The organism is Leptolyngbya sp. FACHB-671, from assembly GCF_014695745.1.
Lineage (GTDB): Bacteria > Cyanobacteriota > Cyanobacteriia > Elainellales > Elainellaceae > JAAUTN01.
This window is the reverse complement of the sequence record NZ_JACJOV010000127.1, coordinates 1-21,675: the sequence shown is the minus strand read 5'-3', so window position 1 is coordinate 21,675 and position 21,675 is coordinate 1. Positions and strand designations below refer to the sequence as shown.

Annotated in this window: 18 protein-coding genes, 1 tRNA gene and 1 pseudogene; 9 read left to right on the top strand and 11 right to left on the bottom strand. The window is 48.5% G+C overall.

The features are described from left to right. Window positions 1-141: 141 nt before the first annotated feature. From fba to H6F93_RS16790, 4 genes are all read right to left on the bottom strand, one after another. Window positions 142-1,221 (bottom strand): class II fructose-bisphosphate aldolase, encoded by a 1,080-nt coding sequence (gene fba, locus H6F93_RS16805; RefSeq protein ID WP_190642108.1) that lies wholly within the window; start codon window positions 1,219-1,221, stop codon window positions 142-144. A 212-nt stretch (window positions 1,222-1,433) separates the two neighbouring features. Further along, a tRNA-Lys gene (locus tag H6F93_RS16800) sits at window positions 1,434-1,505 on the bottom strand. 152 nt (window positions 1,506-1,657) lie between these two features. After that, window positions 1,658-3,568 (bottom strand): ShlB/FhaC/HecB family hemolysin secretion/activation protein, encoded by a 1,911-nt coding sequence (locus H6F93_RS16795; RefSeq protein WP_206755738.1) that lies wholly within the window; start codon window positions 3,566-3,568, stop codon window positions 1,658-1,660. Between the two features lie 88 nt (window positions 3,569-3,656). Further along, complete coding sequence (locus H6F93_RS16790) at window positions 3,657-4,826, bottom strand: DNA double-strand break repair nuclease NurA (RefSeq protein ID WP_190682916.1); 1,170 nt, start codon at window positions 4,824-4,826, stop codon at window positions 3,657-3,659. 209 nt (window positions 4,827-5,035) lie between these two features. On the opposite strand from H6F93_RS16790, the gene chlP reads away from it, so the two are divergent. From chlP to H6F93_RS16775, 3 genes are all read left to right on the top strand, one after another. Continuing rightward, on the top strand, window positions 5,036-6,295 hold the full coding sequence (gene chlP / locus H6F93_RS16785; protein ID WP_524537961.1) for a geranylgeranyl reductase: 1,260 nt from the start codon (window positions 5,036-5,038) through the stop codon (window positions 6,293-6,295). A 116-nt stretch (window positions 6,296-6,411) separates the two neighbouring features. Next, window positions 6,412-7,293: a sugar kinase gene (locus tag H6F93_RS16780; RefSeq protein ID WP_190682913.1), complete on the top strand. Its 882-nt coding sequence runs from the start codon at window positions 6,412-6,414 to the stop codon at window positions 7,291-7,293. A gap of 654 nt (window positions 7,294-7,947) precedes the next feature. Beyond that, complete coding sequence (locus H6F93_RS16775; protein WP_347277312.1) at window positions 7,948-8,838, top strand: 3'(2'),5'-bisphosphate nucleotidase CysQ family protein; 891 nt, start codon at window positions 7,948-7,950, stop codon at window positions 8,836-8,838. Between the two features lie 64 nt (window positions 8,839-8,902). Here H6F93_RS16775 and H6F93_RS16770 read toward each other — a convergent pair whose 3' ends face one another. Further along, on the bottom strand, window positions 8,903-9,550 hold the full coding sequence (locus tag H6F93_RS16770) for a class I SAM-dependent methyltransferase (RefSeq protein WP_190682911.1): 648 nt from the start codon (window positions 9,548-9,550) through the stop codon (window positions 8,903-8,905). Between the two features lie 417 nt (window positions 9,551-9,967). Further along, window positions 9,968-10,366: an AbrB/MazE/SpoVT family DNA-binding domain-containing protein gene (locus tag H6F93_RS16765; RefSeq protein WP_190642103.1), complete on the bottom strand. Its 399-nt coding sequence runs from the start codon at window positions 10,364-10,366 to the stop codon at window positions 9,968-9,970. 738 nt (window positions 10,367-11,104) lie between these two features. Between H6F93_RS16765 and H6F93_RS16760 the strand changes: the two genes are divergently transcribed. The 3 genes from H6F93_RS16760 (at window position 11,105) to hisIE (ending at window position 12,706) form a co-directional block, all read left to right on the top strand. Next, complete coding sequence (locus H6F93_RS16760; protein ID WP_190682908.1) at window positions 11,105-11,548, top strand: Rrf2 family transcriptional regulator; 444 nt, start codon at window positions 11,105-11,107, stop codon at window positions 11,546-11,548. 74 nt (window positions 11,549-11,622) lie between these two features. Then, complete coding sequence (locus H6F93_RS16755) at window positions 11,623-11,955, top strand: KGK domain-containing protein (protein WP_190682905.1); 333 nt, start codon at window positions 11,623-11,625, stop codon at window positions 11,953-11,955. A 100-nt stretch (window positions 11,956-12,055) separates the two neighbouring features. Then, window positions 12,056-12,706 (top strand): bifunctional phosphoribosyl-AMP cyclohydrolase/phosphoribosyl-ATP diphosphatase HisIE, encoded by a 651-nt coding sequence (hisIE, locus tag H6F93_RS16750; protein ID WP_190682901.1) that lies wholly within the window; start codon window positions 12,056-12,058, stop codon window positions 12,704-12,706. A 44-nt stretch (window positions 12,707-12,750) separates the two neighbouring features. Here hisIE and H6F93_RS16745 read toward each other — a convergent pair whose 3' ends face one another. Both H6F93_RS16745 and H6F93_RS16740 read right to left on the bottom strand, forming a co-directional pair. After that, window positions 12,751-13,836, bottom strand: coding sequence for a class I fructose-bisphosphate aldolase (locus H6F93_RS16745; protein ID WP_190642099.1), 1,086 nt, complete (start codon window positions 13,834-13,836; stop codon window positions 12,751-12,753). 188 nt (window positions 13,837-14,024) lie between these two features. Then, on the bottom strand, window positions 14,025-15,095 hold the full coding sequence (locus H6F93_RS16740; protein WP_190682897.1) for an S-layer homology domain-containing protein: 1,071 nt from the start codon (window positions 15,093-15,095) through the stop codon (window positions 14,025-14,027). 261 nt (window positions 15,096-15,356) lie between these two features. Between H6F93_RS16740 and H6F93_RS16735 the strand changes: the two genes are divergently transcribed. The 3 genes from H6F93_RS16735 (at window position 15,357) to H6F93_RS16725 (ending at window position 18,032) form a co-directional block, all read left to right on the top strand. Beyond that, on the top strand, window positions 15,357-15,875 hold the full coding sequence (locus H6F93_RS16735) for a hypothetical protein (protein ID WP_190682893.1): 519 nt from the start codon (window positions 15,357-15,359) through the stop codon (window positions 15,873-15,875). A gap of 507 nt (window positions 15,876-16,382) precedes the next feature. Further along, window positions 16,383-17,426 carry a hemerythrin domain-containing protein gene (locus tag H6F93_RS16730; RefSeq protein WP_190682890.1) on the top strand — a complete coding sequence of 348 codons (1,044 nt, stop codon included), beginning with the start codon at window positions 16,383-16,385 and terminating at the stop codon, window positions 17,424-17,426. 303 nt (window positions 17,427-17,729) lie between these two features. Further along, window positions 17,730-18,032: a septal ring lytic transglycosylase RlpA family protein gene (locus H6F93_RS16725; protein ID WP_190682887.1), complete on the top strand. Its 303-nt coding sequence runs from the start codon at window positions 17,730-17,732 to the stop codon at window positions 18,030-18,032. 138 nt (window positions 18,033-18,170) lie between these two features. Here H6F93_RS16725 and H6F93_RS16720 read toward each other — a convergent pair whose 3' ends face one another. The 3 genes and pseudogenes from H6F93_RS16720 to H6F93_RS16710 all read right to left on the bottom strand — a co-directional run bounded on the left by H6F93_RS16720 (window position 18,171) and on the right by H6F93_RS16710 (window position 21,451). Beyond that, window positions 18,171-19,340 (bottom strand): PAS domain-containing protein, encoded by a 1,170-nt coding sequence (locus H6F93_RS16720; protein WP_199313775.1) that lies wholly within the window; start codon window positions 19,338-19,340, stop codon window positions 18,171-18,173. Window positions 19,341-19,363: 23 nt separating this feature from the next. Further along, entirely contained in the window at window positions 19,364-20,164 is an 801-nt protein-coding gene (gene nuoB / locus H6F93_RS16715) for an NADH-quinone oxidoreductase subunit NuoB (protein WP_190682884.1), read from the bottom strand. A 270-nt stretch (window positions 20,165-20,434) separates the two neighbouring features. Continuing rightward, window positions 20,435-21,451: pseudogene (locus H6F93_RS16710) on the bottom strand (IS701 family transposase). Window positions 21,452-21,675: the final 224 nt, after the last annotated feature.

The following is a 21,675-nucleotide window of genomic DNA, read 5'->3' as shown; positions in this document are numbered from 1 at the left end:
ACTTTTGGAATTGGACAAGAAAGCAAAGCGTAGAGGCAAGTCCCCTACGCTTTGCTTTTAGCTTAAGTAATGGCAGCTTAAAGAAAACAGCTTATCGACAGAAGCGCATCCTGCAACACAAAATGCGCCCCCATCAACAAACTACACAGAAACAGTAGCCTTGGTGATGGCGTTGAGTTCACCCTTGGCGTACTTAGCAGCAAAATCATCCAGGGAAACTTGCTTGATGCCGCTTGCCTGACCAGCTGTTCCAAAAGCTTCGTAGCGATCGGAGCAGACTTTTTGCATGTACTTGATTGAGGGCTTAAGGAAGTGGCGGGGGTCAAACTCTTTAGTGTTTTGTGCCAAAGCTTCTCGAACCGCAGCTGTAATAGCTAAACGGTTGTCCGTGTCGATGTTCACCTTACGAACGCCGCTCTTGATGCCCTTTTGAATTTCTTCAACAGGTACACCGTAGGTTTCGGGGATGGTGCCACCATACTGGTTGATGATCGCAATCAGATCTTCAGGAACGGAGGAAGAACCGTGCATTACCAGGTGGGTGTTAGGCAAACGACGGTGAATCTCTTCGATGCGGCTGATTGCCAAAATTTCACCGGTCGGCTTACGAGTGAACTTGTAAGCTCCGTGGCTGGTGCCAATTGCCACTGCCAGTGCATCAACCTGGGTCTGCTCAACAAAATCAACAGCCTGGTCAGGATCAGTCAATAGCTGGTCGTGAGACAGCTTGCCCTCAAAACCATGACCGTCTTCTTTGTCACCCATACCGGTTTCCAAAGAACCCAAGCAACCCAGTTCACCCTCGACGCTAACGCCGATGGAGTGAGCTACCTTGACCACTTCACGAGTCACATCAACGTTGTACTCGTAGCTGGCTGGGGTTTTTGCGTCTCCTTCCAGAGAGCCATCCATCATCACGCTGGTGAAACCCTGGCGCATCGCAGAATAGCAGGTCGCAGGCTCATTGCCGTGGTCTTGGTGCATGGCAATGGGAATGTGAGGATAGGTTTCAACTGCAGCCAAAATCAGGTGGCGCAAGAAATTTTCCCCAGCATATTTGCGAGCACCGCGAGATGCCTGCAAAATTACAGGGCTATTTGTCTCATGGGCAGCCTGCATGATTGCCTGAATCTGCTCCATGTTGTTGACATTGTAAGCAGGAATGCCGTAGCCATTCTCAGCGGCATGATCGAGCATCAGCCGCATTGGTACGAGCGCCATAGATTATCCTCCTAATACTTCGTCGGTATCAAATCGCTTTTAGACAGTTTTTAACAGTCTCAAATCTTACGATAATCTTAAGGCACTTTTTAGACGAGTGCGAAACGGATTTTAGGAATCCTGATTAGCTGCTCTTACTGAAACAATAATTTCAACTAATTTGACTTAGAAGTTCGCCATTCCGCTATTCAAAGAAACACTATTCAGAAATATGGGTCGCCCGGGATTCGAACCCGGAACTAATCGGTTAAAAGCCGAGTACTCTACCTTTGAGTTAGCGACCCATCGCTACTAGCTTATCAGCTAAATCTAACGGTTTTCGCGTTAAATTTACTTCCCTGATTGCCGTTTACCAACATATCACATCCTTTGGTCAAGTTGTATAGGTTAATGAAAAGTTTCGGCAAAAAATAGCACTATTTGTCGAGGTGCAGATTCAAGGTCGGAAGTTGATGCTGAAGTAAAAGCCGTAGTCTTGGGCGTTTTCGCCGCGATCGCTCAAGTCAACCAGGGGCAGGGCCGCATCCAGCCGAATGGCGAAATCGGGCAAAGGCTCCCAAATTAGCCCCAGACCCACTCCTGCTAAGAAGGTTTGATCGGGAAGTTGGTTGGGGTTGTTGTCAGAATTCCAGACTGAGCCGACTTCTGCAAATGGAGCAAGCTGGAGAATGGGAATGCCTGCCTCATCGCGTTGAAGCGCAGTGCGATTTTCAACTGAAAACCGGAAGCCGTTGTCTCCAGAGCGAGCATTTTGGCGATAGCCCCGAAGCGACTGCCCGCCACCGATCACAAAGATCTGAGAGGGCAGCAAGCTATCGGGGGTTAACTGCATGTCTGCCTGCATGATCAGCAGGTTGTCGGGATTTAACACCTGTACCCGCTGCGCCTGTCCCAACCAGCTAAAGAATCGCCCATCAGGGATTGGCTCAGGGTTGATGGTGGCATCAAGCAGGTCAACGCCCAGACTGAACTGCGATCGCAGTGCCCAGGCTCCCCGCACGTCTCGTCGCACGTAGTCTTGCCCAAAGCGGATAACGCTGGTGCTGCTTCTGCCCTGCTCATCAGGTCCAAACTGGAAGGGTGTAGGAATATCAGAAATAAACGTTTGCCCGTCCTGGTGGGTGAAGCCGAGGGAGAGGGCAAATTCTTCGCGGGGCGATCGCACCAGCGGTTGGCGGAAACTGATTTCGTACAAATCAGAATTTCCTTCAATGTTCAGAAATGAAAATTCTGGGTCAGTCACGCGATAGTCAGTCGGTGAGTAGCGAAGCTGAAGCGTGCCATTCATCGGATTGAGCGGCACCCGATAGCTAAAGTCAAGAATGTTAGAGCCGCCTGTCGTTGAGCGATAATACGCAGCCGCTAATTCATCACCCAACCCCGTCGGGCTGCGATAGCGCAAGTCAACGCCAAGTCGCTCAGAACCAATGCCAGGGGGAGAGAAGTTATCAATGCTGAAACTGCTGACAAACGGGTCTGCTTCGGTCACTCTCACCGTGAGAATGCTTTGACCCAAGCCACTTCCTGCTCGGAGGCTGGCTTCTACATTGTCAAACAGCGGGTCTAGCCGCAGGAGGCGCAGTTGGTCTTCTAGTTCTGCTTGGTTGAGTGGAGTGCTGGCTCCGAGTTCAACGCGATTGCGCACATAGGATGAGTTAACGCGCTCAGTGCCTTCAATTTCGATGCTTTCTAGCGAACCTTCTACCACCACAATCTGCACGACTCCATCGGTGATGGTCTGGTCTGCTACGACTGCTCTGGAGGTAATGTACCCCTGATCAAGGTAGAGCTGAGTAATTGCATCTGCGACGGTAATCAGTTCTTCACGGGTCAGCGATCGCCCTTCAAACGGCTCTACGACGGGCGCAAAGTCATTTTCATCAAATACTGTGCTGCCTACCACCTCAATTTGACGTACCTCAATTTCAACTGAGGAGTTATCTGGCACAGGTGGCGTTGCTTCTGGTTCTGGCGTTGCTTCTGGTTCTGGTGTCTCTGTACCCTCAACGGGTGCGACCGGAGTTTCTTCCTCAGGTGTGACCGGAATTGGAGCAGGAGCTGGCTGCAAGAAGCGATCGTCCGGGTCGGGCAAAGTTTCTGGACCAGCAGGAACTTGTCCCAGTTGCAGCCATTCTGGACTGTCAATTTGAGGAGCTTCAGCCTGAGGAATTTCAGCCTGAGGATTGTCGGGATTGAGAGCCGTTTCAATTGGGCTTGGTACAGCTGCCGCGCTCGAAGCAAGGCAAGCTGTTATCCCTGGAATTGAAACCCCACACCAAAATGCCAAAAGCCTGAAATGCCAGCGCATAAACGCCTGCGTCTCCAATTTCTCGGAAAGGTCATGCAAAGACTACCAGAGTTATTAAACTCCATTCCGGAAGATCCTCCAATTTTCTGTTTATTTACAGAATATGGGTGATACAGGATATGGGTGATCAGCGGCGACGGACTTTGCTCACCATCTTGCGTGAGAAGCGCAGGTTTAGCTGAGCTGCCTCTGCCCAATCTTGCAAAATTCGGAAGAATGTCTGGCGGTCCTCGGCTTGCAGCACAGCGGTTTGGTCGGCAGTTTCAATCACGTAAGGGTAGCCACTGCCGATGATCACTTCACCTCGTACCCAGTCCATGACGCGCTCTAGCAAGCCTGCCTCGTACATCCATAGCGGCATCTCAATGCGGGTAGGGTAGCCTTCTCGCGTCGTTTTGAGGTAAGTGAAAGCAATTTTGTCACGCTGTTCCTGGTAATCTGAAAGGATGCCGAATCGCTGACAGAGAAATAGAGGGGTGCGATCGCCCCACTCCATAAACGGATTAACCAACTGAGCATCGTGAATTGCCCCAACTTCTGGCAGTTTGTAGAGCTTTTGCAGCATCACGGTCAGGTCACGCGCATAGGTCGTATCAACGTAACCTACCAGCGGCACGCGGCACTTCTCGCTGGCGCGGAGTAATTCCAGGAAGCAATCGAGATATTTTTGGCGCAAATCCCGGTCGAAGGCATCTGCGAACGTGCCCACCAGTGATCCGTCAAAAAACACGAGGCAGTCATTGGAGTTGGGGTGTTCCTGAATGTATTGGATCAGCCGCTCTGTTTCCATTTGAAAGCGGCGCAAGTTGACCTTACGGTCAGCAGGTTCACCGCTGTTGCCGACCTGCAATTCACTGGGTGTCATCACATCCAGGGCAATGTCTTTGTTGTAGCTGCCGCTAGGCAAATGCGGATTCTCAAACCAACCTATCTGCACCAGCGCTACGGGAATTGACAAATCTTTGCCGGGATAGATTTGAGAGCCATCTACTGCAAAGGTGGAAATTCCTATCAGGCGATCGCGCACCCAGTTCAGACTTTGCTCTCGACTTTGCCAAACTAGCTTGCAGGGCAAAACGCCATTAGATGCACCATCAAAAGGCTCTAGCGATCGCGCCCCCACCTCAAACGGAAAATCGTCCAGCATACTTTCGAGTTTGGCTGGTGGCAATTTCATCAACTCTGCTAGGGCAGCTTGATACTGCTGCAAAAACTGCCAGGTTTCACGATCAAACGCATTGAACTGCTCGCGTTTGGCATCTAAGATATCGCGAACTTGGGAAGGTTTGAGAGGCATAAGCGGGAGATGGAAATGAGTGGATCGGGGGGTGGGAATTGGGGATTGTGAGGTTGGGGGGGTGAACACTTGTAACGAGAAAAGGTCTTCAAAAGTCTCTTTAGCCCCTAGCCTCCAGCCCTAGCTCCCCATTTCGATATATTAAGCTCTATTGCAATCTGCTTACATCTCCAGGACGAAGTAAAAATCGTCTGGAAGTCCGTGATACGATGCATCGCGTAGCCTTAGAGATGGGAGAAAAACCTTTGGCACTACGGGTTGCTGTTGTTGGTTCGGGTCCGGCAGGCTCTTCCGCTGCTGAGACTTTAGCAAAAGCTGGAATTGAAACCTATTTATTTGAACGCAAGTTAGACAACGCTAAGCCTTGCGGTGGAGCCATTCCGCTGTGTATGGTGAGCGAATTCGATCTTCCACCCGAAATCATCGACCGCCGCGTTCGCAAGATGAAGATGATCTCGCCGTCTAACGTCGAGGTCAATATTGGGGGCACGCTGACTGACGATGAGTACATCGGCATGTGTCGGCGGGAAGTGTTGGATGGGTTCTTGCGCGATCGCGCCCATAAGCTCGGCGCAAAGCTGATCAATGGGACTGTTCACGCGCTAGAAATTCCGTCAAACAGCACTGATCCTTACACGCTCCACTATGCCGATCATTCCAACGGCAACTTGGAGGGTATTGCTAAAACCCTGCAAGTCGATGTGGTGATTGGTGCGGACGGCGCTAACTCTCGGATTGCTAAGGCGATCGATGCGGGTGACTACAACTATGCGATCGCTTTCCAAGAGCGCATCCGGTTGCCCGAAGACAAGATGGCGTACTACCAGGACTTGGCAGAAATGTACGTGGGAGATGATGTCTCCACCGATTTCTACGCCTGGGTCTTCCCCAAATATGACCACGTTGCGGTTGGCACTGGCACGATGAAGGTGAACAAAGCCGACATCAAAAAGCTCCAGGCAGGCATCCGCGCCCGTGCTGCAAAGCGCTTGGAAGGCGGTGAAATCATCAAAGTCGAAGCGCATCCGATTCCAGAGCATCCCAGACCTCGCCGAGTGGTTGGTCGGGTAGCGCTAGTGGGCGATGCAGCGGGTACTGTCACCAAGTCTTCGGGTGAAGGCATTTACTTTGCCGCTAAGTCTGCTCGGATGTGCGCTGAAGCGATCGTGGAGTTTTCCAGAAATGGTGAGCGCATTCCCACGGAAGCTGACCTGAAGGTGTACCTGAAGCGGTGGGATAAGATGTACGGCTTGACCTACAAGGTACTTGACCTGCTGCAAACGGTCTTCTATCGCTCCGATGCGACTCGTGAAGCGTTTGTGGAAATGTGCGCCGACATGGATGTGCAGAAACTCACGTTTGACAGCTATCTGTACAAGACGGTAGTTCCTGCGAACCCAATCACGCAGCTTAAAATTACTGCCAAAACGATTGGTAGCTTGCTGCGCGGCAGTGCATTGGCTCCTTAAGCGAGACATTAGGGCGAGCGCCCATTAACAAGAAACGGGGATACCTCCTGTGATACAGGAAGTGTCCCCTGTTTTTTATTGAGTCATGGGTCATTGGCTAACGAGATAAAGGACAGATGACCGACAGCAAACACGGTTTATTTGTAGGTTTGGCAACTCTGGATTTAATTTATCTGACAGAGGCATTGCCAACCCAAAATCAGAAGATTGTGGCGCTGGATTACACAGTGGCAGCGGGTGGCCCGGCAACAAACGCGGCGGTTACGTTTGGCTATTTGGGCGATCGCCCAACGTTACTCAGTATTTTTGGCGCTCATCCAATTAATCAGCTAGTGCTAGCGGATTTAGAGCAATGTGGTGTGGCAATCGCTGACCTGAATCCCAAACAATCGGAACCTCTGCCCACTTCTTCGATTATCGTTACTCAGGCAACTGGAGAACGTGCGGTCGTTTCCCTTAACGCAGTCCGGTCGCAGGCTGGTCTGGAGCAAATGGAGCAGGCGTTGGGCGATCGCATTCCCCCAGATAGCCTATCCGGGATTGATATTGTGTTGATTGACGGGCACCAGATGGAAGTCGGGCGAGAAATTGCTCAACGGGCAAAAGCTTCTCAAATTCCTGTTGTGATTGATGGCGGAAGCTGGAAGCTTGGATTTGAGGAAGTTTTGCCCCTAGCGGATTATGTAATCTGCTCCAGCAATTTCCATCCCCCAGGCTGCTCTAGCGCTAAAGAGGTTTTAGCTTATCTAACTCATTTGGGCGTTCCTCACATTGCCATCACTCAGGGCGGAGAACCAATTCAGGCTTTTTGCGAAGGCACTGCCAGCTCAATTCCAGTGCCTGAAATTCGTCCTGTAGACACCCTGGGGGCAGGAGACATTTTTCACGGCGCATTTTGTCATTACATCTTACAGCTCAGTTTTGAGCAGGCGATCGCCGCTTCAGCAAACGTCGCTGCTAAAGCCTGTGAATCATTTGGCACCCGTTCTTGGATGTAAGGATGCGCGATGCTGGGTAAGCAGGGAGAGATGAAGAATGAGCCTTTATCCTTAGTCATCTGCCTTTATTGCAAGCTGATAGTCAGCGATGTTTGGCTGAGTTTAGGGTTCAGTTGAGACAAGATTTTGGATGGTTCTTTTAATCATGCAGTCTAGAGTCTCAAGGATGCAGTTCCGGACTTCAGTGATGGAGTTTGGAGCCTGATTGCTGACAAATCTTTTCGTGTAAGTTGGGTGCAGCAAAGCAGAACCCAACACCTTCCTGGATTCTGTTGAGTTCTGCTTTGCTGCACCCAACTTACTTTTGTTGATGGTTTTGGAGTTTTATTGAGCAACCAGGTTTTGAACTGAAACGATGGAGTTTGAAGTTGGAACGATCCACTTTGGAGTTGGAACGATCCGGTTCTGAACTGAAATGGTGAAGTCTAAAACAGGAATGATGAGGTTTGGAATTAGAATGATGCGACTTAAAACAGGAATGATGCAGTTCTGAACTGAAATGGTGAAGTCTAAAACAGGAATGATGCAGTTTGGAATTAGAATGATGGGGTTTAAAACAGGAATGATGCAGTTTTGAATTGGAATGATGCAGTTCAGACCCTTAATGGCGTAGCGATCGCCACTAACCCTTTTACACTGACTGAGGAAATTTGAGTGCAGAGCCTACAATCGATTGCGGGAACTCCGGTTGAAGATATTTTGGCGATCGCCCGTTCTCTGGGCTGGGGAGCCTCACGCATTTTGCGGTCATACTATCGGGGTGAACCCTGGCAAGATGGCACCGAGCGCGATTTAGAAGTCCAGGAGAAAAAGGATGGCCCCGTGACGGCAGCAGATCTTGCCGTCAACAGCTATATCTTAGACAACCTGCAGGCGGCTTTAGGGACAGAATCGTTTGGCTACCTCAGTGAGGAAACCTACAAAGCCAAAGCTGCGGCGATCGCCAACGAATGGGTGTGGATCATTGACCCACTCGACGGCACCCGTGACTTTATTGATAAGACGGGAGAGTATGCTTTTCACCTGGCTTTGACTCATCAGGGGCGTCCCGTGTTGACCGTAGTGACTTGCCCGGAGTTAGAAAAGCTTTATTACGCAACTTTAGGCGGTGGCGCATTTGTTGAAACGCCCGATGGTGCTACCAGCCCCCTACGAGTATCGGAGCAAAGCCGGATAGAAGATTTGAAACTGGTCGTTAGCCGTAGCCATCGAGACGAGCGCTTCAATAATCTGCTTCAGCAGCTTCCTTGCCAGAACCAGGTTTATGTGGGCAGTGTCGGCGGCAAGATTGCGGCAATTGTGGAACAACGAGCGGATGTTTATCTCTCACTTTCAGGCAAATCGGCTCCCAAAGATTGGGATATGGCTGCGCCAGAGCTAATCTTGACCGAGGCAGGCGGACAATTCACCCACGCTGACGGTACGCCCTTGCAATACAACACGGGTGACGTAAATCAGTGGGGCTGTCTAATCGCCAGCAACGGCACTTTTCATACAGAATTGCGTGCGATCGCCACTCAAATCCTGAATGAAGTAGATAACTAGGTATTGTAGGGGCGTTTCGCGAAACGCCCCTACAATGGGTTTTCGCTTACTTGCTCGACATGGCTTAAGCCTGACGCGAAGCAATCACTGCATAAAAGGGATCGGCTCCAGCAATACCAAACATTTGCAGAAAGCTAGGCGTTGAAGATTGATTCGCAATAACTTCTGGCTGGCTAAATCCTGGCACTGATGCGTAGTAGCCCTTGACTAACTCGACGCGATCGCCCTCAGACCCATCCCGCCATGCCTGGATTGCTTTCTGATAAAACATCCGATTGGAAAAGCTAATAATGCAGATACCACCCGGTTTAAGCACCCGGTAAATTTCTGCAAAAATCTGCTCTGGATACTGCAAATACTGTACAGAAACCGTATTCAAAACTGCATCAAAAGATTGGTCAGGCAAGGGCAACACCTGAGTCTGGTTCAAATTCTGCACAAAGTAATGGTCTAGTTGGGGGTTACGCGCTAACTCTTCTGCATTCAGTCCATGCCCTTCGACATGCTCAAACTTCATCGCTTCAGGCAGGTGAGAAACCCAACTGCTCATCATATCAAGGATGCGGGTCTGGGGCTTGAGCCGCTGCTGATAAAGGTCGGTTAGTTGCTGAATAAAGCTGTCATCGACGTGGGTGACAAAGCGCGGATAGTCATAAAACAGCGTATCGTCTGAATCATCTAACTTTGTGCGTTGAACAGGCTGTAGGGGCATAGCGTGGAAGAAACATAGCGTTACACTTCCAGTTTAAACATCTATCCACTTCACGTAAAAAAAGGGGGAAGGCTTTGCCCTCCCCTCTTTTTTGCCCTAACCTTTACGGCTACAGCTGTAAAATGCAGCGTTGCTGATTTGCAGTTTTGCTAGGACGTAAAAGCAAAGCTTTTATCTCTCGAAGTGCTAAAGATAGCAATAACAAAATTTTAGGCGTTGCTGAGGAGGATAACCTCGAATGCAAAATTTGTCTCTATGCCCAAGCTTATCTCTTGAAGCAGCAAAGCCAAATTGTAACTGATCGCTGACTTACTCCAATCTTCTATCAAGCGATCGCAAATTGTCATCAAGAGAGGATTCTGAGCAACCCCAGAAGATTTAAGCTTCCATGAGCTATCTCCTCTAGCGAGGACAAACTTACTCGTCAAAATCTTCTACTAACTCTCCGTCTAGCTGCTTCAGACGAATGTGCTTACGACCCAGAGAAATTTCAAATTCGTCTCCAGGTTTGAGATCCATTTGCTTGGTATAAGCTGAGCCAATCAGCAAATTGCCATTAGATTGGACGCTGATTCTGTAACTAGCGCTACGTCCACCTCGTCCATTATTGCTCTGCTTACCGTCAAGCTGAATTCCTTCTGCATCAATTAGAGCATTCAGGAACTTCATCATGTTGACCCGCTCTACACCGTTTTTAGTGACCGTGTAATAGCCGCATTCTCTAGCCTTTTCTTCTTTGCTCAGATGTTCTAGCTCCTTGACTTTAGCAAGAAGCACTTCACCAGTCAGAGGTTCGATCTTTTTCTTTTTACTCATCAACGTAAATCTGAATTAATCAACAAGGAGTTAGCGTAGCAGTACCCTAGCTGGCGATCGCCAAGGAATTTACAAACCTAGCTTTAGCTCAGCTTTTGAAACTATATTACACTGCTAGAGTCAATTTTCTCACTGAGTTTATATTGGAATGCTGTCTTTTTGATGAGTCTTCTTAAACCGAATATAAATGTGAAGTACTCCTGACTGTCAAGCCATCCTACAATTCAGCATTGTTGCTTACATTCTGGTAAGGAATTCGTTCTGACAGAATGTTCATCTATAGCAATGCAAGTCAGGTTATGAATACTGCACTCCAGTAGATTAAGCTTTTCAAACCTATTTTGCTGGTTCATTTGTCGATGTTGAAAGGTTTAAGCAGAGTAGCGCTGGCTCCATTCTTGTTCCTGATGTAGCCTAGTGCAGTGAGTTTCACAACTATTCCGGATTGCTATCGCTTCGATTTTTATTCAGATTAAAGCTAAATGTTCAGCAATAGGGCTGTTGCTACAGTCCTAAATAATCTGTAAAAGTACTCACTCTCATACACATCACCCATTTATGCAACGTGCAACTAAAAGTCTAAACCCCTTGATTTTGCGTTAAATCCTGCTTCAAAAAAGTCGCACATTGCGGCATTGCACAAATCATTTAAGGCTACAGTATTCTCAGTTTGTGAACGAGCAGATCAAGTAGTCTGGACTTAGCGATTGAAAGGATGTGTGAAGGTTTAAAGCTAGCATGAAGCTAACAACTCGCGGACACTATAGCGTCAAGGCAATGCTTGACCTGAGCTTGCAGCCCGAACGAGGGGCTACCTCAGTCAGAGCGATCGCACAGCGCCAAGAGCTACCCGCTCCCTATCTAGAAAAATTGCTGATTGAGCTACGTCGGGCAGGACTGGTTGAATCCATTCGGGGTGCTCAAGGGGGCTATAGGTTAGCGCGATCGCCGGCTCAGATTTCTCTGGGTCAAATCCTTGAAGCCGTCGGTGAAACAGTCGAACCACTGTCACGTCACTCGCCCGAAGCCGAACAAGCCGAAGACTGGGTCACCTTTAGCCTGTGGCATCGACTCCATCAAAAGCTAAAAGATGCCCTCTACGGCATTTCCCTCGAAGATCTCTACTACGATGCTCGAAGCTGGCAGGCAGCTCAGGGAGAAGCAACGAGCTTTGTCGTTTAGGCGGAACTGCTATCGCTCTTCGGGCTTGGGAATACTGAATTCAACCAGCCTGGAAATCTGCACTGAGGATTGATATGAATCGAGAATTTGAGCCGCTTGAACAAAACGCAATTGTCTATATCAATGAAAGCGATACGTTAATTTCTGGTTACACCACCTTTGAAGTTTCTGAGTTGGTTGAAGCTATGCAAAACCAAATTGGGCAAAGCGAAAACTGGTTTAAAGGCATAGAGTGCGAAATTTTGAGCCCTAACCGAGGGTTGCACAAAGGTAAGGTCAGGATTGCTTTAGAGTTTTGTGGCGAAGAGCTGGAATTGCTCGAACAAGACGACCATCAGCCCACTCCTAACCTTTCAGAAGACCTGCTCAATGAAGTTTGGCAACTTCTGTTCAACTCAGTTGAATAATTCTGGAAACGGTCAGTTTTGTGCAAGCTCTTTATGGTGTCAACTTATGGTTGTCAACGTTGGATAATAAAGCGGTAGCTTGTACAAATTTGACAGACCCATGTTAGCGAGCCAATCTGATTCTCCTGCCTTAGCGATTCCCGTTGAACAAATTCAGTACAACGAGCAGGGACTGGTACCCGCGATTGTGCAGGATTATCTGGATGGAACGGTGCTGATGATGGCGTGGATGAACCGAGAGTCTTTACAAAAGACATTAGACACTGAAGAAACCTGGTTTTGGAGCCGATCGCGAGCATCTCTATGGCACAAAGGTGAAACTTCGGGGCATTTGCAGCAGGTGCGATCGCTGCGATATGACTGTGATAGTGATGCGCTGTTAATTGGCGTGGAGCAAATCGGCGACATTGCCTGCCACACTGGAGAGCGCAGTTGCTTTCATCAAGTGGATAGCGAAGTGAAAGCTCCACCTGCGGATACGTTATCCCAGGTTTATGAGGTGATTTGCGATCGCCGCGATCATCCCAACCCCGACTCCTATACCTACAAGCTGTTGGCAGGGGGAGACAACAAGATTCTTAAGAAGATTGGAGAAGAATCTGCGGAAGTGGTAATGGCTTGCAAGGATGACGATCCAGAGGCGATCGCGGGCGAAGTAGCCGACTTGTTCTATCACACGCTCGTAGCTCTGGCGCATCATAAAGTAGACATCCGAGATGTTTACCGCAAGCTGCAAGAGCGGCGACGATAAGGTGACTAGGGGATGCTCAGCATCCCCAGTTTTGCTTTTGCGGGTCAGGCGATCGTCACTTCTGGCGACAAATACACGTCCTGGATGGTGTGGAACAACTTCACGCCTTCCTCAAACGGACGCTGGAAGGCTTTGCGCCCTGAAATCAAACCACAGCCACCAGCCCGCTTGTTGACTACTGCTGTCCGCACGGCTTCAGCGAAATCATTTTTGCCAGAGGCACCGCCAGAATTGATCAACCCCATCCGCCCGGCGTAGCAGTTGAGTACCTGATAGCGGGTCAGATCGATTGGGTGGTCGGTGGTGAGTTCTGAGTAAACGCGCTTGTCGGTTTTGCCGTAGCTGCTACCAGTAGCTTCAACGACTGCACCGTAGCCGTTATTGACTTCGGGCAGTTTTTGCTTAATGATATCTGCCTGAATTGTCACGCCAATGTGATTCGCCTGTCCGGTCAGGTCAGCGGCGAGGTGATAGTCTGTGCCGTTTTGCTTGAAGCTGCTGTTTCGCAAATAGCACCAGAGAATGGTTGCCAGACCTAGCTCATGGGCACGGGCAAAGGCTCTGCTGACTTCCTGAATCTGCCGAGCTGACTCAGGTGAGCCAAAGTAAATGGTGGCTCCGACTGCGACTGCGCCTAGATTCCAAGCTTGCTCGACAGAGGCGAACATAATCTGGTCAAACTGGTTGGGGTAGGTCAGCAGTTCATTGTGGTTGAGCTTGACGATAAAGGGAATTTTGTGGGCGTATTTGCGAGAGACGCTGCCTAAAACGCCTAATGTAGTAGCGACAGCATTGCACTCGGCGGCGATCGCCAGTTTCACAATATTCTCACTGTCAAAGTACATGGGGTTAGGCGCAAACGATGCTGCCGCAGAATGCTCGATCCCCTGATCAACGGGCAGGATCGACAGGTAGCCTGTGTTAGCCAACCGTCCGGACGAGTAAAGCTGTTGAAGGCTGCGAAGCACTTGGGGAGAGCGATCGGTTTGAGCAAAAATCCGGTCTACCCAGTCTGGACCAGGTAGATGCAGCATATCCTTAGAAACCTTGGCACGATGGGTGAGTAAATCTTCTGCTTCGTCACCCAAAACCGCTTCAATTGACTGGGGTGCAGATAAGCTAGTAACCACAACAGTTTCCTCGACAGCTTCTATATTTTCTCCAGGCTAGCGCAAGCTTCCCCCGATCATGCGTCTAATAAGGTTTCTCTAATAAAGAGGCTACAGATGGAAGGGCACCCCCGCGTCGCGAGAGTGCATCCCTGATCTTTTAGTGGGAAAGGAGTAAGTGACTACTGCTGTATTTAGCAACCCTCATGCTATGGCTGCACGATGAACTGCGACTCAACGGGTTCAACTCTTCCTGATTGAACGAGGGCTTGATGGATGAATGCTGCAACTTCGGCTCTGGTCGCGTTCTGGTTTGGCTCTAGGGTCTGTGGATTGGGGTGATTTACGACTAATCTAGACTCTGTCGCAGCGGCTATTTTGCCTGTGGCATAATCAGGAATTTGCTCAGCATCCTGGTAGGTTTGCTCAATTCCAGTCGAGTCGGCAGGCGCATTGAGTCCTAGACCTGTCGCTAGTGCAACCAATGCCTGCACTCTGGGAATCTGCTGAGTCGGCTGAAACACATTGCCTGGATAGCCTTCGATATAACCAATTTGATAAGACTTTTGGATGGCTGAAGCGGCCCAAAAATCAGCAGGTACATCACCAAAGGTAGGAGCCGATCGCTTATCAGGTTCTTGCCCAAACGCTTCCCGCAACATAGCAGCAAACTCTGCCCGAGTAATGGGTTGATTGGGGCGGAAGGTGCCATCATCAAACCCGCTAATGATGCCTCGCGCAGACATTTCTGAAATGAACGGTCGTGCCCAAAAGTCAGATGGCACATCCGTAAACTCAATCGGTTCGCCAACGGGTAAAGCGTCCGGAGTTGTGGCGGTGGGGGAAGGATCAACCGGAAGGGGAACAATTCCCCCAGCCTGCGGTGTATCCAAGTCTTCTGAAGGCTCTCTTGCATCCAACGGCACGACGGCTCTACGGCTCTCGGCGGCTTCTCTAGCAGGTACCGGAATCACCACTACATTAGTTTGGCGACCCCCTTGAGGCTCCAGCCCTGGCACTACGCCAAATGGAACCAAGCGCTCGGGTTCAACCTCTTCCGCAGAATCTTCTTCTTGGCGATCGCCTTCAGAAGCATCCGGTTGCTGGGGCAAAATTTGTGGATCTAGCAGCACAAAACTCTGTTCTCGGCGACTGGTTGACCAGAAGAAAACGGTGCCAAGCACTAGAAAAGCAATCACAATGCTGATCAGCTCATCAAAGCCAAGCGGTCTGCCAGAAGGTGGGGTAGAACCTGGAGGCGGGGGAGGAGAGTTTGTCATTGCTGGTGCTGCCTATTTAATTGAGTCGTTTTTTGCCAATTTTTGCGATTTACCGCACATTTCTCGCATGCTGTTCTCTATATAACCATCTTCTAAAAGCACTTCTCAATTACTCTAATGGCAGAGTTGGTTGACAGAGTCGTTGTGGGCACTCGATTGAGTCGCTTTTACAGTTAATCTACGGGCACGCACCCCTAACTGTAAAATCATGGCAGTACCTTCTGATGATTAATTGAAACTACAGGCGCGAGGACTTCAACGATGGACACCCACAGTTTTTTAGATGCGATCGTTGCTGAACTAGGCTCCATGATTGCAGAAGATGAGAGAACCCGAAGCGAAATCATTAAACTTCAACAGGAAATTCAACTGCTCAAGACTAGGGCTGAAGTTTCTGAAACCAATGTTGAAGAACTTAGACAGAATGCTATTCAGTTGAGAGCAGCGCTGGCTGAAATCAAAGCCAACAAAGTTCAGGAAATGGCGATCGCAGCTCAAATTCAAGCCAACGTAATTCAGGGGAAAGCTAACGAAGTTCAGCAGAAGGCTGTTGATCAATCTGCTGACCTAGATATTGATGACAGTCAGGTTAAGCAAGTCCAAGAGCGGGCTGCCGCACTGCAAGAGCAAGCAAGTCAGGCTCAAGCTAGAGCAGATGAAGCCCAAGAGCGAGCGAATGACGCTCAGGCTAAAGCAGATGAAACAGAAACCAAGGTTGCAGAAATTCAATCTAGCGTTGAATTAAACAAAGAAACAAACAAACTTGATAAAGACGTTTGAAGGGCACCAGTAACAAGTTATACAAGTTACAAACATTGCAATACTTGCAATGTTTGAGTCACCTAATTAATGAATTATTGCGAGAACTTAAAAGCAGCGTAAACAAGGATACTCAGAGGTTATAAATTAGCCTTTAATATTCTTGTAAGCATAAATCAATTTCCAACTTTGGAACCGGGCAATGAGTTTTACATCTGTCATGAGGGTGAAGTAAAGGCTCTATTCTACAAATTCTTGTGGCAGGATGTGCAGAGGCAATCAGAAGGTATTTGAGCAGTAGAAAATGCCTTCTGCGAGAGAAAAGCATTTAGCAGGAAGACCTTGAGATCCCGATCCAATGCCTTTTCCTAGCGCGATCGCAAGCTCCAGGCTAATCTTTTCAGCATTTACTTAGGAGACTAAAGGCTGACAAGACAGTCAGTCAAAAGGATGATGAAGTTACTATCAGCAAATGTCACTTTTTAATAAGAACGCACATTTTAATTGTGCAAGAGAAGGAGAACAACGATGGTAACATCTTTAGAAGATACAAAGCGCTCTGCAATTGCTATGAAGCTAGCAGAAATGCTGGCTATGCAGGATTTATTGATTTCTAATGAACAAAACTTTTTAACCGCTGCTTCTGACGGTGAGCTTCGCAAGCGTTTTCAGAACATGCTTGAGGACGACCAGAAGAACAAAGGGATTTTGGAAACTGTTGTTGTTCAGTATGGCAACAAAGCAGAGCCCAAGCAAACGACTCAGCAAATGATCGAAAAAACTCGGCAGCTGATGCAAGGCTCTGAGCTAACCATGCTAGAGAAGGTAGCTCAGCATGAGTTGTTGAAGCATGCTCAAACTATGATGGGCTTGTTGGTTCACAAGTGCGCTCAGGTTGTTGGTGCAGACATCGAAGCGGCGATCGCCCCGCTCAACACTGTTAACTTTGAGAACCGCGCTCACCAAGAGCAACTTAAAGGCATCATCGAAGTAATCGGTGTGCGTGAATTGACTGGCAAAGAGCCTGATCAAGGACTGTGGGGTCGTGTTCAAGATGCGATCGCTGCCTTTAGCGGTGTCGTAGGCAGTGCTGTCACTCAAACCTCTGACAAGTCCGACATGAACATCCAGGACATCATCCGGATGGATCACCAGAAAACAAACACCCTGTTTATGGAGATCGCAGGCAGCAACGATCCTCAGAAAATTCAGGAATACTTTGGGCAGCTCTACAAAGACTTGACTGCTCACTCTGAAGCTGAGGAAGAGGTTGTCTACCCCGCTGTGCGTCCGTTCTACGGGGAGGGTGACACTCAGGAGCTTTATGACGAGCAGGCTCAGATGAAGGCAATCCTGGATGACATCAAGAGCACCAGTACTTCCTCACCTGAGTTTAAGTCTAAGGTGGAGAACCTCCGAGAAATCGTGATGGATCACGTCCGTCAGGAAGAGAGCACTATGTTTTCTGCGATTCGCAACAACTGCTCTGAAGACCAGCAAGAGCAGATGGCAACACGCTTTAAGCAGTCCAAGAGCCGGATTCAAGACAGAATGGCCTCTTCTGTTCGCTAGTAGCTACATAGCAATAGCAGTCCCTTAAGTTCCTCTCCTGCGGGAGAGGCTTAAGGTAAGAACGGTTAGAAGAGTTGCACCTGCGGTGCGAACCAAATTATTTAGGGCTGAGAGCTAAGTCATGTACTATAGCTCTCAGCCCTTTGTAATGTTGTCATATTGAGTCAGGATATGAAGCAGGATCACAGACTTAGTACAGTCGTTTGCCCCTCACATTGCTGCAGCTGGCAGTCTCATTTCCACTCACTATCAAGAAAACTGCTCAGGAAGATCTTAGCCAGTAGTGTTCTAACTTGCTCTATTGTGCTGCTAATAGAGCCAATCCAAGCACATGAGGAGGAGTGCGGCACTGCAACTTATTACGACACGGGCGAAGTGACTAGTAGCGGTGAATCATTTGATCCGGGTGCGTATACTGCAGCTTCTAGCTACATTCCTAATGGCACCTATGTTGTTGTTCAGAACCTGGATAATGGGTTAGAAGTGACTGTTGAGGTTAATGATTACAATCCAGGCTGGGGAATTATTGACGTTACGCCCGCTGTGATGGAAGCACTAGATCCTGGTGGGGATAAACTGAGTCTGGAAGTCTGTCTTTACTATTAAAGGATCTTGGCACTGAAGCTTGCTAGATACCTTTGATGTTTAGAGGTGGGTTTAGCCAATAAAACGTTGTTCCATCTGAGGGTTCAACGCTAAACCTACCCTTATAGGGGTTGAAACCTGGAGAGACTGCCATCTCAGCTAATCGTGCAAAACAATGTAGTGTTTATTCAAACTAACTTGTCCAGTTTGCAGAAGGTGAGTGATTAAGCGAGTCACAGTGACTCTAGTTGTACAACAAGCACTCGCCAAATCTTCGTGAGTCAAACGTACATTCAGGCGAACGCCGTCTTCGACTGGTTCTCCAACCTCTTGCTTAAGCAGCAATAACAGTTCCCATAGACGATCTTTGACGCGTGGTTGTCCAGCAATCAACAATAGCTTTTCTGTTTGCTTGAGCCGCTGAGCAATCTTGGGCATGAGCAGGTTAGCCAGACGAGGAGATGTGTTGATTTGCTCCTGAGGAATGTAGACAAGCTGCACATCCGACATGGCGATCGCCTGGTAAATGCTTAGAGACGTCAATGTAGAGCCAAACACCATCGAAGCCCCTGCTAAACCCATTAGAACCTCTTTGCCATTGCCTGAAAAGGTACTTAGCTTGACCAACCCCTGATTAACTAGGCAAATCTCCTGAGGTTTGAGTGGAACAGTCTCACCCTTTGCATAACTATGGATAGGATAATCTTGGCTAGGGTCATAGCCCTTTTCCTGAGCCGGTGAGGAACTGCGCTTGGCAAGTCTTCGCATCAGCCAGCACAAAGAAACAGGCTCACCTGTTGAATTTTGAATCGTAGCAACCGTCAAAGCTACATTAAGGGGTTCTTCTAAACGGGGTTGAACAACAGTTTCAATTTTTTGTACTCGTTTTGACTGATGCAACTGACTTAGCTTAGAGCGAAAAGCCTGACGCTCCGTTTCTAACACAAAGCCTGCTATGGGTCGGCCTGTTAAGAACTGCTGTGACAAATTGAGTAACTGAGCGGCAGCTTGATTTGCCTGGTGAATCATGCCCTGAAGATCAGTCACAAAATAACCGTCTGGGGCAAATTCAAACAGGTTTTGATAGCGCTGCCGCTCTGCTTCTACAATGGCTCTAGTCGCGACCAATTCTTCGCTTTGCTGGTTTAATTCCTCTGCGGCTACCTGCAATTCTTCCGATGCAATTCCTAATTCCTTAAGAGCCGAGGGCAAGATGCTAGCGCTAGGCACAAGCGTAGAGTTGACATCATCATAGAGCGCAAAGATACGTTCGTACGCAGCTTCTAATTGTCGAACTAAAACGTCAACTGGCAGTTTATAGTGTCCCATTCTCTTTAAAGTTACTGATAACTTTATGATGACCCCATTGAGCCTGGAGAATTACGCTGTCGTTCTTCAGCAGCCTCTACACTCTTATTTTGCCTTGCTTGAAGGGCATCTGAGACAGGTATTCCTAATGCCTCTGCCAGTTCAGCGGGTGGAGCTTGACGAGAGGGCGAATTTAAATAAACACCTTTTAACGGAGGCTCTACCGGCTTCATTTGATGAGAAATGGTATAAAAGCGATGCGTTGGCTCTCGTTCGCCTCGTTCTTGTAGAGATTCAGCTGAGATTTTCTTACGTAACTTGATGATGGCGTCCATAATCGCTTCTGGACGGGGCGGGCAACCCGGAATGTAAACATCAATTGGCAAAATTTTGTCGGCTCCTCTTACCGCAGTGGGTGAGTCAGCACTAAACATACCGCCTGTAATCATGCAGGCTCCCATTGCGATCACATATTTAGGGTCAGGCATCTGTTCATACAGACGCATTGTAGGTTGAGACATCTTCATGTTGAGAGTGCCTGCCAGAATGATCAGGTCAGCCTGCCGAGGGCTAGAGCGTGGAATTAAGCCAAACCGATCGAAGTCGAAACGCGAGCCAATCAGAGCAGCAAATTCGATGAAGCAGCAGGCTGTGCCATAAAGTAGTGGCCAGAGGCTAGACAGCCTTGCCCAGTTGTATAAGTCATCTACTGTAGTCAAAATTACATTTTCGGAAAGCTGCTGAGTGACACTTGGATATTCGATTGGGTTGATGATTGCACTCTCTTGCTCAAGCGATTGGCGATCGCCTGGAGGGTTTGCCGAAGCAGGAATGTAACTTGTCATGACGCTCTCCAAAGATTCTGCTCAGTAGCCTCAGCCCAACTAATCTGAACTTGATGGGGTTTCAGTAGAACGGGCTAGTCTGATCTACCTTAGCGATCGCTGCCAGTCAGATGGTCTATCTTGAGAGCTAGTTCAACGAACTACTTTATATCTAAAGAATGAATTTTTAGTTAGGACTTACGCAAGCGATCGCTGCCAGTCAGATGGTCTATCTTGAGAGCTAGTTCAACGAACTACTTTATATCTAAAGAATGAATTTTTAGTTAGGACTTACGCAAGCGTCATTTTGATAGAGGGGTTTTTGAGTTGCTCAATGAGATAGTCATCCAGTAGCCCTTGCTTGAGTTGATAGAGAGAGCGTCCTGTTTGCAGTGCCAACTCATGTAGTCTCACCCAGACGAGTAGGGAACAACCAATATGATTGCGCTGAATCCGTCCACGGCGACACTGGCACTTTTCCCATCCTGTCGTCTGCTTTCCCTCTCGGTGTAACTGCTCAATCTTCCAACGGAAGCCACACACCTCTTGTGTTGCCTCAGTGGAATCTTGAGTCCAATCGTTGGTGACGATGTAGTCCGTGCGGCGGGAAGACGCCACAACCCGGAACAGTTTCACCTTGTGGTCTTTAGGAAAGCCTTTAATCTTAATAACTTTGCCTGATTGCAACTCAGACTCATGCCACTGCAAACTAACCACGTGTTGATAGGGATGTACCCCACCTGAATCATCGACTAGACGATTCGACTTCAATGGACAGTAGTACACCTTCTGCAGTGACTCGATCAGCAGCAACAGAGACTTGGTTGCATACCAGGTGTCCATCAAGACCGCATGGAACGGCAACTGCTTGTGGTGCACCACATTGATCAGCATGTCGTTGACGTGGTCGAGCTTGCTTTTGCCATCTCCATCCGGGTCATACACTCGGTAGTCAATCAGCCAGAATTGGTTGGTGTTCGGGTTGACATAGACGCAACTGACCACACCAATGCCTTTGATCACTTGCTTAGCATTGCCACTGTATTGACGACGTACCAAGTCAATCTCAAAGGCGTGCCGTTTATCTAGTACCGTATCATCGAACAAGAGGTAGCCGTACTCGTCAGCATCAACTTGAGAGCGGACATTCTCCCAGACCAAGCGAGGGGTAATGCGCTCCTGTTACAAGAATCGATTGATGGCATCGTGGCTCCACCCACTGTGCTCGGCAAAATGAGTCAAGCTATAGTTCGCCTGGCTTACCAGCAGGTACTGGCAGTAATCGAGACGAGTTAATTTATCACTCATACCGATGACTCTACCGTCTTTTTATTCCATAAGCGAACCCCTTCCATTTCTCACATCTGCGTAAGTCCTATTAGTCAGAGAAATAGCTTTACTTCATCTCAGCTTCATCTCATACGGAATCCGGCTGTGGAGTAACACTATAAGATAGAAGGATGGGACGTACAATTACACTGGCAAAACACCTCAGTCGTGAGGAATTAAAAACTCGCTATCAAAACAGCAGT